13 protein-coding genes are annotated in these 15,246 nt (G+C 42.3%); 1 reads left to right on the forward strand and 12 read right to left on the reverse strand.

Annotated elements, in window-relative coordinates:
* The first annotated feature begins 100 nt into the window (after window positions 1-100).
* Complete coding sequence (locus MKX62_RS02980; RefSeq protein ID WP_340740649.1) at window positions 101-646, forward strand: helix-turn-helix domain-containing protein; 546 nt, start codon at window positions 101-103, stop codon at window positions 644-646.
* A gap of 122 nt (window positions 647-768) precedes the next feature.
* Here the strand turns inward: MKX62_RS02980 and argH are convergent, their stop codons facing one another.
* From argH to gsiC, 12 genes are all read right to left on the reverse strand, one after another.
* Window positions 769-2,286, reverse strand: a complete 1,518-nt coding sequence (argH, locus tag MKX62_RS02985) for an argininosuccinate lyase (RefSeq protein ID WP_340740650.1) — start codon at window positions 2,284-2,286, stop codon at window positions 769-771.
* Window positions 2,287-2,657: 371 nt separating this feature from the next.
* Window positions 2,658-4,379 carry an ABC transporter permease gene (locus tag MKX62_RS02990; protein ID WP_340740651.1) on the reverse strand — a complete coding sequence of 574 codons (1,722 nt, stop codon included), beginning with the start codon at window positions 4,377-4,379 and terminating at the stop codon, window positions 2,658-2,660.
* A 12-nt stretch (window positions 4,380-4,391) separates the two neighbouring features.
* On the reverse strand, window positions 4,392-5,462 hold the full coding sequence (locus MKX62_RS02995; protein ID WP_340740652.1) for an ABC transporter ATP-binding protein: 1,071 nt from the start codon (window positions 5,460-5,462) through the stop codon (window positions 4,392-4,394).
* 395 nt (window positions 5,463-5,857) lie between these two features.
* The gene (locus tag MKX62_RS03000; RefSeq protein WP_340742538.1) at window positions 5,858-6,910 is read right to left on the reverse strand and encodes an extracellular solute-binding protein; all 1,053 of its coding nucleotides are present in this window, start codon (window positions 6,908-6,910) and stop codon (window positions 5,858-5,860) included.
* A 265-nt stretch (window positions 6,911-7,175) separates the two neighbouring features.
* Window positions 7,176-8,240: a DmpA family aminopeptidase gene (locus MKX62_RS03005; protein ID WP_340740653.1), complete on the reverse strand. Its 1,065-nt coding sequence runs from the start codon at window positions 8,238-8,240 to the stop codon at window positions 7,176-7,178.
* A gap of 46 nt (window positions 8,241-8,286) precedes the next feature.
* Entirely contained in the window at window positions 8,287-9,105 is an 819-nt protein-coding gene (locus MKX62_RS03010) for a M55 family metallopeptidase (RefSeq protein ID WP_340740654.1), read from the reverse strand.
* 317 nt (window positions 9,106-9,422) lie between these two features.
* The gene (gene dat, locus MKX62_RS03015) at window positions 9,423-10,271 is read right to left on the reverse strand and encodes a D-amino-acid transaminase (protein WP_340740655.1); all 849 of its coding nucleotides are present in this window, start codon (window positions 10,269-10,271) and stop codon (window positions 9,423-9,425) included.
* A gap of 89 nt (window positions 10,272-10,360) precedes the next feature.
* Window positions 10,361-11,356 (reverse strand): winged-helix domain-containing protein, encoded by a 996-nt coding sequence (locus MKX62_RS03020; RefSeq protein WP_338655355.1) that lies wholly within the window; start codon window positions 11,354-11,356, stop codon window positions 10,361-10,363.
* A 4-nt stretch (window positions 11,357-11,360) separates the two neighbouring features.
* Complete coding sequence (locus tag MKX62_RS03025) at window positions 11,361-12,338, reverse strand: ABC transporter ATP-binding protein (RefSeq protein ID WP_187045707.1); 978 nt, start codon at window positions 12,336-12,338, stop codon at window positions 11,361-11,363.
* Window positions 12,268-13,317, reverse strand: a complete 1,050-nt coding sequence (locus MKX62_RS03030; RefSeq protein WP_338655353.1) for an ABC transporter ATP-binding protein — start codon at window positions 13,315-13,317, stop codon at window positions 12,268-12,270. Before MKX62_RS03030 ends, MKX62_RS03025 begins: the two co-directional genes overlap by 71 nt.
* A 25-nt stretch (window positions 13,318-13,342) precedes the next feature.
* Window positions 13,343-14,212 (reverse strand): ABC transporter permease subunit, encoded by an 870-nt coding sequence (locus MKX62_RS03035; RefSeq protein ID WP_187047977.1) that lies wholly within the window; start codon window positions 14,210-14,212, stop codon window positions 13,343-13,345.
* A 49-nt stretch (window positions 14,213-14,261) separates the two neighbouring features.
* Window positions 14,262-15,182 (reverse strand): glutathione ABC transporter permease GsiC, encoded by a 921-nt coding sequence (gene gsiC, locus MKX62_RS03040; RefSeq protein ID WP_187045709.1) that lies wholly within the window; start codon window positions 15,180-15,182, stop codon window positions 14,262-14,264.
* Window positions 15,183-15,246 lie beyond the last annotated feature (64 nt).

Here is a 15,246-nt window from a genome sequence, read left to right on the forward strand (position 1 = left end):
CTTTGTTTGTTAACTAAATTGAAGTGACACTTCAATTTAGATTAATTCTATCATATTGATAATAAAATTTTCTGTCAACATTTTTTTAAGGAGTGATTAAATGCAAGATAGTAACTTGGGTATTAAAATAAAGGAAATTCGAACAAAAAGACGTATGACATTGAAAGTCCTAGCTGAAATGACCGGGTTTTCCATTAGCTTTTTATCTCAACTGGAACGCGGGAAATCGTCAGTAACACTGGAGTCCCTTAAAAAGATTTCCATTGCTCTCGAAGTGAATCCAAGTTACTTTTTCATCGACCCAAACGAAGAAAAAGAAGTAGTTCATCGGAATTCAACCGTTCCAATGCGGACGAAAGAACATAATATTTATTACAAAGATTTGAGCGGTGAGATGAATCAACCAGCATTTACACCACTCCTTGTTGTCATGAAACCTAATCAAAATGAAGGTGATCCAATCACACACGAAGGACAGGAGTTTTTATATGTTCTCGAGGGACAATTGACAGTGCAAATCGGAGAAAAACTACATACACTCGATGCCTTCGACTCCATTATGGTTGATTCCCGAGACCTGCATTATTGGTATAATTATACTGATAACGATGTGCGTTTTTTATGTATTTCGTATGATGAAAAATAACACAAATAACCTCTAACCAGCAATTGGTCGGAGGTTATTTATCTTTTCTCATGTCATTTCCAACACGTAAATGTATTGTACTAACTTTCATGCTCGTGTTGGGATTGAGTAGGTGACTGTCTTCAAGTCTTACCCCAATCAGTTTTAAATGTTGCCAACTGAATTTCTGCATCAATAATTCTACGTTCTTTATCATTGAGCCAATGCATTGCTTCTTTCGTAAACTCTTTCGATTGTTCGAGTGAAGCTTTCATCGTTTCCGCGGATGGCCCACCGTAGATCGTTCGTATAGCTACGAAATGTTGCGGACGTAACGTTTTATAGAAATCCTCTTCAGTGATTAGTAAATCTTTATTCAAAACAAGCTGTGCCTGGTCATTCGCCAGTTGCCACGTAAGGCTCATCAACGACTCCTCGCCTGCGACTACCAACGCCTTCACACAATTACTGACGATTAGATGGGATTGTCTGAAGGTAATCTGCTCCGAACGAACCAATGTATCCGCCAGTTCTGTCACGTTCGCAAAACTGCTTTCCGCCCGTTCAAGTAACTTTTTCTTATTTACTTTCATAGTTAGGACGACACTGCCGAACAATTGGTAGATTCCAATCAGCCGATCAATCGCTTTCCACAAAAAAGGCTGCATATCGTCTTCCGTGTCCACAATATCCCCAAACGGTGTGTTGTGCACCATCGTCAACACTGTATTCGTATCACCCACAACTGCTGACAATAAAGAACGCATATGTTCAATCGACACCGGGTTTCGTTTTTGAGGCATGATCGAACTTATTTGGACATATGGATCAGCCAATGTGAAAACATTAAACTCCTGCGTCGCCCATGTTAGAAAGTCTTGAACAGTACGCCCTAAATTTAACGCGGACAACTGGACTGCACTCGCCGACTCCGTAATGTAATCCGCGCCGGCCACCGCATCCCATGAATTCTCGATAATATCGTCAAACGCCAGCAAATCTCGCATTCGTTCACGGCTGATTGCAAAACCCGTAGTCGTTAGGGCAGCCGCTCCCATACTGCTTCGATTTACAGTTCCAAACGCCGACTGAACGCGCTTGAAATCTCTGCCGAGTTGATCAATAACTGCCTTTAAATAATGGGCGAGCGTAGTCGGTTGCGCTTGTTGCGTATGGGTATAACCAATCATCACTGTATCGACATGCTCTTCACAAAATGCAATCAGTGCATCTTTTAACGCTAACATCTCACTCATTAGCTCAAGTAGCTTTTTACGAAGCGTCATCCGATAAATAGCGATTCCCATATCATTCCGGCTTCGCGCAATATGCAAATTCCCCGCAATCTCCCCTGCATCCTCAATCAAATCATGCTCAATGCGGAAAAAGAGATCTTCAAACAGCGGATTGTAATGGTCCGTACTGTAATAAGCCACATCGAGTGTCTGGATTGCTTTTCCAATCGTCAACGCATCTCCCTTACTGACAATACCTTGCTCTTCCAACATTTTTAAATGTGCAGTATGAATCTGGATCATCGAATGTAAAAAATACTTCTTCGCTTCATCATAAGCAGGTTGCAAAACCATTTTCCGATACGTTTTAGACGGGAACTCTTCTCCTTCGACTTCATTGATGCGATCTTTGAAGCTCCTAATCATTGACATACATCCTTCCATTTAAGAATTATATATGTGAATTCCATTGAACCACTGCGGCGCTAGGGGTTGCCTCCCGCCATAAGCCAGGCAGCTTCGGCTCAGGGCACTGAAAAAGTACAATTTCCTTCAATACTGTTGATTTCCGTTCCGAGCGGACGCTTTCCGCGGGCACGGCTTCAGCCTCCTCGTCACTGCGTTCCTGCGGGGTCTTCAGCTCGCGCTGTTCCCGCCGGAGTCGCCGCTCTTCACTACAATCAACTAGTTCTTACTATAAAAATGAACTTTTTCGGTGGCTTCGCTTCGGCTACCCCTGTTAAGGCGCCTTCGCTCAGTTTATACGCCGAAATCAATACCTCAACTTATATAGTAGGTTAAATCGCCGAACCAGCAGTTCCTTTAGACAACTTTTCAGAAATCGTCAACACAATGAGGATTAAAATGATTTGCAACACACCATAAGCGCAGGCTGTTCCAAATTTAAAGGCATACATCTTTTGGAAAATCGCTACCGATAATGGCATCGTTGACGTACTATAAATGAGGATCGACGCTACAAACTCCCCGATACTTTGAACAAATGCAAGAAGTGTTCCTGCTAAAATTCCCGTCAATGTCAATGGTAAAACAATTTTTCGGAACGTCATCCACCAACCAGCGCCAAGACTCCTCGAAGCCTCTTCTATCGATTGGTCCATCTGCATTAACGACGCTGATGTCGAGCGGAAAACGAGTGGCAAGTGGCGGATGAAATAAGCGAGTGGCAATATCCAAAACGTCCCTATCAACACTTGATTGAAAGCGAAAATATTTTCTTCACTGAATGCTGCAATCAAATTCACTGCTACAACAGTACCTGGAAGCGCCCACGGAACCATGATTAAAATATCAAGCAATGTCTTCCCTTTGAAATTAAGCCTTACCATCGCATACGCCGCTGCGACACCGAACACGATGTTACCAAGCGTTGCCACAAAGCCCATTTGCAACGAGTTCCAAATTGGTCGCCATGTCCTTTCATCCGTGAATAATGCTTTATAATGGTCAAACGTATATTCAGGTGGCAACACTTGAGTCGTCCACGTGCCATCCACAGATAACGATATGAGAATGAGCGTCAAAATCGGCAATAACAAGATGAGAACGCCAACAAAAGATAGAATGACGGAAACCACTTTCATCGCCTTCGACTTCACTTCCGAACGATGGACACTAATTCCTTTGCTTAAGTTTTGGTAATTACGCCTATTTTGGTACCATCTCATGATGATTAAAAATGAAATTGATACAAATGATAATATTGTCGATTGTGTTGCGGCCATATCCAAGTTGCCATTCGTTCTCGATAAATAGATTTGCATCGTCATCGTCCGCTCCACTCCAAAAATGAGCGGTGCTGTGTATGACGCCATCGAAATCATGAACACGAGAAGCGCCGCGGCCACAATGGAAGGCGTCAGCATTGGTAAAATGATTTTTCGCCATATCCGAATTCTGCTCGCACCTAGGTTTGTCGCCGCTTCTTCGAGTGACGGATCGAGTCCCTTAATCGCCGCCGACGCGGTCAAATAGAAGTACGTATACATCGTAAACGTATGGACTACAATAACGCCCCATACCCCTTTTAGCTTGAAAGGCACTTGCTCTAAGTTGAATAAATGCTGGATACCACGTGGAATAATCCCACTTTCTCCATATAAAAACGTAAACGACAGCACACCAACTAACGGCGGCAACGCCATTGGCACTAAAACGAGAATGGACAACACACGCCGCCCTGGAAAGTCATACCGCTCCAGTAAAAAAGCCATCAACACGCCGACAATCGCACACGTAATAACACTAATTACTGAAATGTACACACTCGTCCAGAGTGCTTCCAGATTGGATGTACTCTCCAAACTGAAAAACTTTTTATAATTGTTCAGCCCCGCCTCACTGCCAAAGCTTTGGATGAACGTTTGGTAAAATGGAAAAATAACATATCCAAACAAAATGAGGAACAATGGTGATATAAGGACATAGATAAATGAAGGAGACCGCGTAATACGTGCCCACAAACTATCTTGAGACGAGTAGATTGTCTGTTTTTTCATAAGTCTAGCCCCCTATTCCCCAAGAAAGTAAAGGCTTCGAGACGGGATAGATAACTGAATGGTATCCCCGATTTGCAACAGTTTTCCGCCTGTATTAATAATCATTACTTTGAGCGTAATACCAGGAATCTTCACGATATAATTGACACTTAGACCGGTAAATTCAACAAATGTAATTTCTCCAGTCAGTGTGTTTTCCCCATCTCCTTGAAGAATTGATTCTGGACGGATTGACACATGGATTGTTTCCCCTTTATTCATCGGAGCAAGTGGAGAACTGTTTTCAAGAAGTCCCGTCAGCGTGACACCTTGTTCATTTTTCACAACAACTTTTTCACTGTCGATCGACATGATAGTCATTTCTAGCGTATTCGATTCGCCAATGAACGATGAAACGAATCGATTCACTGGACGATTGTAAATTTCCTGCGGCGTGCCAATCTGTTGTACATAGCCGTTTTCCATCACCATAATACGATCAGACATCGCCATCGCTTCCGTCTGATCATGTGTAACATAGACCGTCGTCACGCCCAGTTCCGCTTGCAGCCTTTTTATTTCAATACGCGTTTCTTCGCGCAACTTGGCATCCAAGTTCGATAACGGTTCATCCAACAGTAAAATATCCGGTTTAATGACGAGCGCCCGAGCTAATGCGACACGTTGCTGTTGACCGCCAGAAAGCTCATTGATTTTTCGCCCACCGTATTGTTCAAGCCGCACAAGGCCCCTCACTTCATCCACCTTTGCTTTTATATCCTCTTTCGAAAACTTCCTCACTTCTAAGCCAAACGCAATGTTTTCATTCACCGTCATATGCGGGAAAAGTGCATAGTTTTGGAACACCATGCCGATGTCTCGCTTATTTGGCTGCAACCTTGTTACATCACGTTCATCAAAAAAAATCTTCCCATCCGTTGGGTAATAAAATCCTGCAATCATACGAAGCGTCGTCGTCTTTCCGCATCCGCTCGGACCAAGAAATGTGAAAAATTCTCCAGGTTGAATATCGATATTCAACTCTTTCACACCGTGAACTTTTCCGAACGTTTTCGTTATATCTTGTAATCGAACACCCTTCATCCCGTCACCCCTTTCGCTCAAATCTATATAGGTTGAAATAAAAAAGTTCATTGAATCCGCTACGGCGCTTGGGGATGCCTCCCGCCCTAAGCCAGATGAGATATCCTTTAACCTATATGAAATATCCTCTTAGCATTAACTGTATAATTTCTGCAAAGAACGCAGAAATTATACAAACCGAACTCTTCGTTGTTCGGTTGGCTACCCCTTAGAAGGCGCCTTCGCTCAGTTTATATAGATGTTCATTTGTTCAACAATATAGTCACTATGTAATGGAAAGACCTCGAGAGTGATAACCCGAGGTCTTACTGAAAAGCACAGCCCGCCTGCCTAGATGCGACAGGAGCCTAGTCATTATTCCATGTAGAAAAAGTGTACTTATCTTTCAACTATAATTACTTCCCTTTACCCTTGATATTCGAATCCCAATGCTCCATCCATTCCGCTTCTTTGTCAGCCATCACTTCCCAATCGATATCAAGTGCCTTCAAATCAAGGTCTTGATACCAATCCGGCATATCTTCTTTTGCAATATCCGAGCGTGTCGGAATCTGATAAAGTTCTTCCGCAAGTTCTGCACGTACTTCTGGATCAAAGAGGAATTCGTAGAACAGTTTCGCATTCTCTTCATTTTTCGCATCGTTGACAATACCGACCGCATCTACTAGAATCGGCGCACCACTTTTCGGATAAATATAGTCAAACGGTTGGTTGTTCAATTTACTTTGCAGCAAGATATCTTGCAAATTCCACAACGACACCGTTCCTTCTTGACGCACCAGCTTCAAATAGAGATTCGTCGGATCTTGCGCATAATCTTTCGTGTTTGCATCTAAGCCTTTAAGCCATTCATAGCCTTTTTCAGGATCATCCGCACCTTGACGATAAATCATTGATGAGTAAATTGTACGCATCGTACCAGACGCTAGAACGCCGCGGATAACAATTTTATCTTTCCATTCCGGCTTCAACAAATCATCCCAATCTTGCGGACCCGTTTCCGGTGTTAATACATCGCTATTGATCATAATGACTTCCGGCAATAGCATTTCTCCGTACCATCTGCCTTCAGCATCTTTATAGTCGGCCGCAATCGCCTCGTCAAATGACGGCTTGAACGGCATAAGCAGATCTTCATCCGCCGCCACCATCATTGCGGATTGTGTCCCGCCCCACCAGAAGTCCGCTTGAGGATTCGCTTTCTCACCGCGGACACGCTCCAGTATTTGTTGTGCCCCCATCGTCAAATTATCAACTTGAATGTCAGGGTATTTTTCATTGAACATTCCAACGACCTTCTCAACAACACTTTCATCACGCCCTGTGTAAATAACGAGCTTGCCTGAAGCGCCTTCTTCTTTCACTACGTCATCGTCCTTTTTGGTGTCGCCTTCCCCTTTATCATTACCACACGCTGCGGCAACAAGGAGAAACAGGACAAGCAACATACTAAAGATTCCTTTTTTCTTCAATAAAATGACCCCCCTTTTAGTTATATAAACGATTGCAAGGTAGCGAGGAATTAACTACCACTCTGTTACTATATGGTTCCCCAACTAGAGATGTTTCATTTAGTGTAAAATGGAAATTCATTCAAGTCAAATTTATCGGTATTTTCTAAATACGTTTTATGACCGTAACTATTTTCATTAAACAAAAAAGAACCCCTTCAAGCACTTTAATGCTCGAAAAGGTCGCTTCATTATTTCATGTTCATCCAAATGGATAGGCGTGTACGGTATTCCCCATTCGTCCCGTAGTCGTCACTGCTTGTGACAATGAATTTAAAATCGCTTCCTCTGTAACATCTGATGCACCTGAAAAAAAGTCATTCATAATCGGATGATCTTCTCTTAGCTCAATCCTTGTTTCAACAGTATCCGTAGTGAAATGCGGTACTTTATGAGCCGTTGAAAAAGCGATGACAATGTCACCACTGCCATTGCTAAAATGACTACCCGTTCTCCCAAGTCCTATACCACATCTTTTCGCCAGCCGCTTTAACTGCCTGCTGCCCAGCGGTGCATCTGTAGCCAAGACAATCATGATAGATCCATCAGCTGGTTTGGGATATGTAGGCACGTTCTGATTGTCACTCAGTTTATATCTGTCCATTTGAAAATCTTCTTTTCTCCCAAAATTACTAAGGACTAAGCAACCAATTGTATAAGTCTCTCCACTTGTGCCATCTTTGATGATTCGTGATGAAGAGCCGATTCCACCTTTATAGCCGAAACAAATCATGCCTTTTCCAGCTCCAACCGCCCCTTCTAGGGAAGCCTCAGTGGAAGCTTCTTTAATAGAAGCAATCGCGTGACTTGGTTGAATCGGTAGCTCGCGAATCGAGTTTAGCCTGCTGTCATTACATTCCCCGACAACCAAATTTATAGTTCCAGTTGTATCTCCAATCTCAGGGTTTTGTTCTAACATATACTGCAAGGCCCCTTGTGTAACCGCTGGAACACCAAACGTATTGGTTAGCATAATCGGTGACTCAATCAGCCCTAATTCATCCACTTGGACGAGTCCTGTTGTCTTTCCGAAACCATTCAACACGTAACTCGCGCCCACTACTTTATTCATGAACAAATTGTCCTCATGCGGTAATATAGCTGTCACGCCAGTAGCGGCGTATTCAGCCCCCTGCAATGGATTATCTAGTGTGACATGCCCAACTTTCACACCCTCTACATCCGTAATACAATTCTTTGTCCCGACCGGAAGACGACCAATCGTAATACCTCTATCTCTAATTTTTTTCGGCTGTTGTAGCTTCAATTTTAATCACTCCAGGTAATAGCGTTTATTTAGATAAATGATCAGTTCAAGATACCGTACTCGCAATCATGATTGAACTTCGAATCAATTGATAACACTCCAGCACATCACTAGTGACAAATGAAATCGTCAGGGGTCCTGTCCTTTTCACAAAGGGTACTATCTCAACTGCATCAGCCAGACCGGTATGCAAAAACTCCATTTCCACTGTATAAGGTGCTTCCATAGTAAATGGTTCAATCTCGTCGCGGTGGAGCAACGCTTTTTTCGTGCCTTCTTTTATGAGTTCCCTTGCCCTAACCGGATGGACGTTCAGAGCCGTAGTTCGATTAATCGTTTGTTTTACGATTGCCTGATGAATATCTGGAATGCACTCCTCGGCTTCGATTGCTACTAAATTACAGCCTGATACAAACACAACTGGCACATCAAAATGACCGGCAACCAGGGCATTTAGACCAAATTCCCCAAGCTCTACTCCATTTACTTCAATAGTCCTGACTACCCGACCATTAAATGTATGATTTAATATACCATCTGTACCCATTCGAGTGTGATACCCGACAAAAAGAACCGCGTCGAAATCCGCACTAATCCCTTCCATCATCGCCAGTTTTTTCGGTCCCCCTAGAATAAGTTCTGCTTTCGTATGTAATTTCTCATGATAGATATTACGCATTGTTCCGTGGGAGTCATTGACAACAACTTTTTCTGCTCCCGCCTCCAACGCGCCAAGTACGCAAGCATTAACCTCTTCAGTCATCAACATCCGTGCATAGTCATGCTCTCTACCATCCCGGGCTGTATGTTCGCCATGAACGACCCCTGAGACACCTTCTATATCAGCTGAAATATAAACGCGCATAGTTGCTCCTTTCACAAAGTGATTTTTCATTCTATATATTGAATTAAAGAACTCCATCGAATCCGCTACGGCGCTAGGGGATGCCTCCCGCCCTAAGCCAAGCAGCTTCGCCGCCAGTCTTATGGCTTCGGCTACCCCTTGTAGGCGCCTTCACTCTGTTAAAATACATAGTCCTAGTTACTGACAACATACGATTTGTGGTAGCAACTGGGACTGGCCCAATGTACTATCTAAAAAAACTCCTTGTAATTAGGTTTGTCGGATTATAACTCTCCCAACGCCCCATCTTAAAAGGAGACACTCACAATCAATACTACTTAAGTATGTTGGACAGACTTAACCAGTTCCATAAGCTTTGCATTCAACTTCAAAGTCATTTCCCCAGCAGACCCGTCCTTAATATTCTTCCCGTCTACATTAACAATCGGCATGACTTCATTAGTTGTACTTGTAATGAAAACCTCATCCGCCTGCATCAATTCTTCAGTCGTGAATTGTTTTTCAACAAATGGAACACCAAGACCATTTGCAAGTTCTTTTACCGCCATCCGTGTAATTCCAGCTAAAATATGTTTTGAAAGCGGTGTTGTATAGATTGTCTTGTCGCTTACTATATACACATTAGAACTCGTTCCTTCTGTCACGAAACCATCTTTCACAAGAATTGCTTCATAACAACCAGCGTCTTGGGCGGTTTGTTTAGCCAGTATATTCGGCAGAAGATTTAATGATTTAATATAACAGTTTGCCCATCGTTCATCTTCATGGAATATCGCCTTCATTCCTTTTTCTCTGGCGGTATCACTTGTTGGTTTCATTGGCCTAATTGTCATTGAAACAGAGACAGGCACGTCTGGGAATAAGTGCTTTCTCGTTGCAACGCCTCTTGTAATTTGAATATAAACATCACAATCTGCCAAGCCTGATTTCTCAACCGCTTCGTGGATAAGCTGTCGAATCTCTTCTATAGATTGATCACCTTGCAGCCTAATTGCTTGTGCACTTTTAAATAGCCGCTCAATATGTTCTTCTAACATGAAGAATTTACCGTCGTAAACTCGAATCACCTCATAAACACCATCGCCAAATTGATGACCTCGTTCGTCGATAGGAATAACAAGTTGCTCAACTGAAATAAATTCACCATTAAAATAACCAATTGTCATATAATAATCCTCCTCAATATAGGCATCGCTATTAATCCGGTAAATCAATTGATACCACAGAATTTGTTTATCTAAATCTGAACTCGCCTCTAAAATTCGTTACTTGCTACTTCATTGTGCTGTTTCAAAAATGTTTCGCCTTTATCCGATAACTTCGTCCCGCCCCTGCCTTGACGCGCATTGACTAAACCTATCTCCTGCAGTATTTCTAATCGAAGCCGAAGTTGTTGATCGGAAAACGTAATACCAGCATCTCGTAATTTCAGTTTTACTTTTGCACGACCAAAGGATTCGAAGTTCCCCTTAGCTTCTTTGTAGACAGCTAAGATTGCTAAACTCTCTTCTAAAAAACCATGTTCTTCAATTTTATCGATAATCGACCTCATTGTTTCTACAGCCAAGGAGTTATACTTTTCCTTCCTATCCTCGACTTTTGAACGCTTATCAGCCTGTTGAACCAATACTTTCTTATACTGAAGTTCGTTTTCATCATTCCACTTTTCTGCCAATGCCAATTGCGATTTATAGAATCTATTCATTAATGAAATCTGTCCCATTTCAGATTTCACGAATTTAGCTGTCTCCAGCACAGTTTTGAAATCCAGTGTCCTTGGGGCAATATCAATCACATTTTCAAATTCCCTCGGAACAAGTTCCTTCTCTCCAGGAGTAACAATCCAATTGATATTGGAAGGCATTAAATTCATAGGATCATAAGCAATATAGTCGTGCTCAAAATAGATACTTTTAAGGGAACGAGCTGTTTCTACAGCATGTTCCATAGTGTCGTTTATGACTAGAATTTGTTGTCCGTTTAGCAGTTTGTACAGGTCTTTCGTTGCTGCTATATTTACTTCGCGCTTGGCAATAATAATTGGACATGATTCCGGTATGAACGGACGAGTTATTCCCTTTAATATCTCTTTAGACAGGATAACAATATCCTGTTCCGCAATGACATCCATTGTAAGCTCTTGGAGCGTGATTGCAGATAACTCAATTTCATCTCCAAAAATCTCCACTAATTGATTGACCACGATGTCTAAATAAGCTTTTTGAATTGAAATAACATGAAGTTTTCGCATCTAATTAACCCCGTAATTCTTCTGCAAAATGACAAGCCACAAAATGACCTTTGCCTAATTCCCGGAACTCGGGTACTTGATCTTTGCATAATTGTTGGGCAAAAGGACAACGAGTGTGGAATGTGCATCCAGAAGGCGGATCGGCCGGACTCGGTATATCCCCTTTTAATATAATTCGATCTCTTCTTAAAGTAGGATCCGGTATTGGAACTGCACTTAGTAAAGCTTTCGTGTAAGGATGAAGTGGACCTCCGAACAATCCATCCCGATCAGCCAATTCGACAAGCCTCCCTAAATACATAACCCCAACCCGATCCGAAATATGTTCTACTACACTTAAATCATGCGCGATAAATACATATGTCAAATTATATTGTTCCTGTAAATCTTTTAATAAGTTTAGAATTTGTGATTGAATGGAAACGTCAAGTGCCGAAACCGGTTCATCTGCAATGATAAGCTTTGGATTCACTGCCAGTGCTCGTGCAATACCGATTCGTTGGCGCTGCCCACCACTAAACTCATGGGGATAGCGATTCGCATGGTATCTATTCAACCCGACAACTTCCAATAATTCAATAACACGGTCTGCCCTTTTCGATTTTTCGATATTATGAACGATCAGTGGTTCTTCGATGATTTCTTTTACAGTAAGCCGAGGATTGAGTGACGCATAGGGATCTTGGAAAACCATTTGGAATTCTTTTCGTAGCGGGCGAATTTCATCATCCGTTAAATCGGTGATGTCTTGCCCCTCAAAAATAATTCGTCCTTCCGTCGCATCCAATAACTTCATTAATACTCTGCCGGTAGTGGACTTTCCACAGCCACTTTCTCCAACGATGCTTAATGTCTCTCCCTTTTTCACAGTAAATGAAACACCATCTACCGCTTTTACAAACTCTTTCTTTTTACTGAACAGCTTTTTCTTTATCGGAAAATACTTTTTTATGTTGTGTACTTCCAGCAAGTTCTGACTCATCTTGATGCACCTCCTCGTGTAACCAGCATCTGACAGAATGCTTCACTAATACTTCTTTAAATTCAGGTTCTTTTTCCCAGCATATATCCATTGCATGTGGACATCTCGGGGCAAACTTACAACCTTCCGGCATCCTCGATGGTATCGGAACATTACCCGGAATAGATTGCAATCGTTCTACCCTTTCCCCTATCTTAGGAATAGAAGCCAGTAATCCCTGCGTATAAGGGTGTTTCGGATTAGCAAAGATTGATAGGACATCGCTTTCTTCTACTGCACGCCCCCCGTACATGACCACAACACGATCACACATTTCTGCAACTACACCTAAATCATGCGTAATAAGTAAAATGGCAGTATCTGTTGTTTTCGTCAAGTTACGCATTAAATCTAATATCTGCGCTTGTATTGTCACATCCAGTGCCGTTGTCGGTTCATCAGCTATCAAGACTTTCGGGTTACAAGCCATGGCCATCGCAATCATGACACGTTGACGCATGCCACCTGACAACTGATGCGGAAACTCATGGACAATTTTGTCTGGGCGTGAAATTCCAACTGCTGTTAGCATTTCAATTGATCTAACTCTCGCCTGCTTTTTCGACATCTTTAAATGAAGGATAATAGCTTCTTCCAATTGACGCCCAATTTTAAATACGGGATTCAATGAAGTCATTGGTTCTTGAAATATCATCGCAATTTCATTGCCGCGGATTTTTCGCATTTCATTTTCGCTGATTTTGACAAGATCTCTGCCTTCATAAAGAATTTCTCCACCTGCAATATGCCCGGGTGTGTCTTTCAACAACCTCATAATTGAGAGTGAGGTAACACTCTTCCCGCTTCCCGATTCTCCAACTATGCCAAGTGTTTCACCTTTTGAAACTTCAAAAGAGACTCCGTCCACTGCTTTTACAACACCGGAATCACTTGTGAAATGTGTTTGTAGGTTATTTACTTTCAGTACAGTTTGATCCACTAGAATGCCTCCTTTCTACCAAGTATCAGTCCTTAATTTTCGGATCAAGCGCATCACGTAAGCCATCACCTAGAAGGTTAAATGCAAGTACAGTGATGAAGATTGCGAGTCCCGGAAAGACTGTCACATGTGGTGCAATATTTAAATAATCCCGTCCGCCGCTTAACATGGCACCCCACTCAGGTGAAGGCGGCTGTGCCCCTAGCCCAAGGAAACTTAAGCTTGCTGCTGTTAAGATTGCCGAACCGATTCGCATCGTGAAATAGACAATAATACTAGATAATGTTCCTGGAAAGACATGCTTCCAAATTATTCGACGTGGTCTTGCACCAATTGATTTTGTAGCCTCAACATAGAGGGTTGACTTAACAGCTAGCGTCGAGCTACGTACAATTCGGGCAAATACCGGAACACTGAAAATCGCGACCGCTATGACGACGTTGCTAAGCCCAGGTCCCAGAATTGCAATAATACCGATAGCTAACAAGATTCCAGGGAATGCGAGTAATACATCACACATGCGCATGATAATCATGTCGATTTTTCTACCGTAATAGCCTGCAATAAGCCCTAAAAATGTTCCCCCAATTGCTCCTAAGAAAACGGAAGTTAATCCGACGTATAAAGAAATTTGTGTACCTGCGATAATTCTGCTGAAAATGTCCCTACCATAAGCATCGGTTCCCGCCCAGTGTTGAGCTGAAGGACCAGAAAGTACATTGTCATAATCTGGTTCTGCTATATCGTAAGGCACAAAAAATGGGCCGACAAGTGCAAGTGCAATCAGAAATAGCACAAAAAAGAATGATACAAACGCAAGTTTTTGTTTTTTGAACTTCCTCCAAAACTCAGAGAATGGTGTATTCGATGTAATATTTTCCAAGGTTCGTTGCATATATTCTTCTTTTTTAGACAGTTTTACTTCAACCACTTTGGTCCCCTCCTTACTCATACCGGATCTGTGGATTCAAGATGCCATACAACAGATCAACAATTAGATTAATTACGATGAATTCTAAAGCAAAGATCATCATTTCTGCTTGAATAACCGGGTAGTCACGGTAAGCAACTGAGTCGATTAGTAGTTTTCCTAACCCCGGCCAGCTGAATACAGTTTCAATGACAACTGATCCTCCGAGCAGGAAACCGAATTGCAAACCTGTCATTGTAACAACGGGAATCATTGCGTTTCTTAATCCATGTCCCCACGTAACATTACGTTCGCTTAATCCTTTTGATCTGCCTGTACGGATATAATCTTCTTTCAGCACATCCATCAAAGATGATCGTGTAAAACGTGCGACTACAGCTGCTACACCGGTTCCAAGAGTGAATGCAGGAAGGATATAACTCTTCCATGACTCCATTCCTCCAGTAGGTAGCCAGCCAAGCGTTACGGCGAAAAGTTGGATAAGCATGAGTCCTAGCCAGAATGACGGCAACGATAACCCTGAAACAGCTCCAAACATTCCTAAATAATCCTGCCATTTATTCCTTTTTGTTGCCGAAATTACACCAATCACTAAACCAACAATGACCGCCCACACCATACTCCAGACGGTTAACCAAAATGTCGGCATGAATCGTTCGCCTATCTCATCGCTCACCGGCCGATTTGTTTTTAGTGAATTCCCCATGTCTCCTTTAAAAAGGTTTTTCATATAAGTGACATACTGTTCTACAATCGGCTTATCCAAGCCTAGTTCCTTCCTCACCATCTCCACATCTGCCAGTGTTGCATCTTCGCCGGCAACTAGACGGGCTGGATCCCCAGGAATCATATGTACGAATAGAAAAATTAGAATGGATACTATCAACAGGATCGGGATAATTTCGAGTAGTCTTTTAATGATGAATCGAAACAATTGAACCACTCCTTTGGTATAAAGATAGAGCGCTATATATTAATTATATATAGCGCCCTTTTAT

The sequence above is a fragment of the Sporosarcina sp. FSL K6-5500 genome (assembly GCF_038005665.1).
Lineage (GTDB): Bacteria > Bacillota > Bacilli > Bacillales_A > Planococcaceae > Sporosarcina > Sporosarcina psychrophila.

Bases quoted from the DNA above. Each gene is read 5' to 3' on its own strand.
- MKX62_RS03025 (WP_187045707.1), bottom strand. From the start codon at position 12,338: ATGAGTCAGAACTTGCTGGAAGTACACAACATAAAAAAGTATTTTCCG.
- dat (WP_340740655.1), bottom strand. From the start codon at position 10,271: ATGACAATTGGTTATTTTAATGGTGAATTTATTTCAGTTGAGCAACTT.
- MKX62_RS02995 (WP_340740652.1), bottom strand. From the start codon at position 5,462: ATGAAGGGTGTTCGATTACAAGATATAACGAAAACGTTCGGAAAAGTT.
- argH (WP_340740650.1), bottom strand. From the start codon at position 2,286: ATGATTAGGAGCTTCAAAGATCGCATCAATGAAGTCGAAGGAGAAGAG.
- MKX62_RS02980 (WP_340740649.1), top strand. From the start codon at position 101: ATGCAAGATAGTAACTTGGGTATTAAAATAAAGGAAATTCGAACAAAA.
- MKX62_RS03020 (WP_338655355.1), bottom strand. From the start codon at position 11,356: ATGCGAAAACTTCATGTTATTTCAATTCAAAAAGCTTATTTAGACATC.
- MKX62_RS02990 (WP_340740651.1), bottom strand. From the start codon at position 4,379: ATGAAAAAACAGACAATCTACTCGTCTCAAGATAGTTTGTGGGCACGT.
- MKX62_RS03010 (WP_340740654.1), bottom strand. From the start codon at position 9,105: ATGCGCGTTTATATTTCAGCTGATATAGAAGGTGTCTCAGGGGTCGTT.
- MKX62_RS03035 (WP_187047977.1), bottom strand. From the start codon at position 14,212: ATGCAACGAACCTTGGAAAATATTACATCGAATACACCATTCTCTGAG.
- MKX62_RS03000 (WP_340742538.1), bottom strand. From the start codon at position 6,910: ATGTTGCTTGTCCTGTTTCTCCTTGTTGCCGCAGCGTGTGGTAATGAT.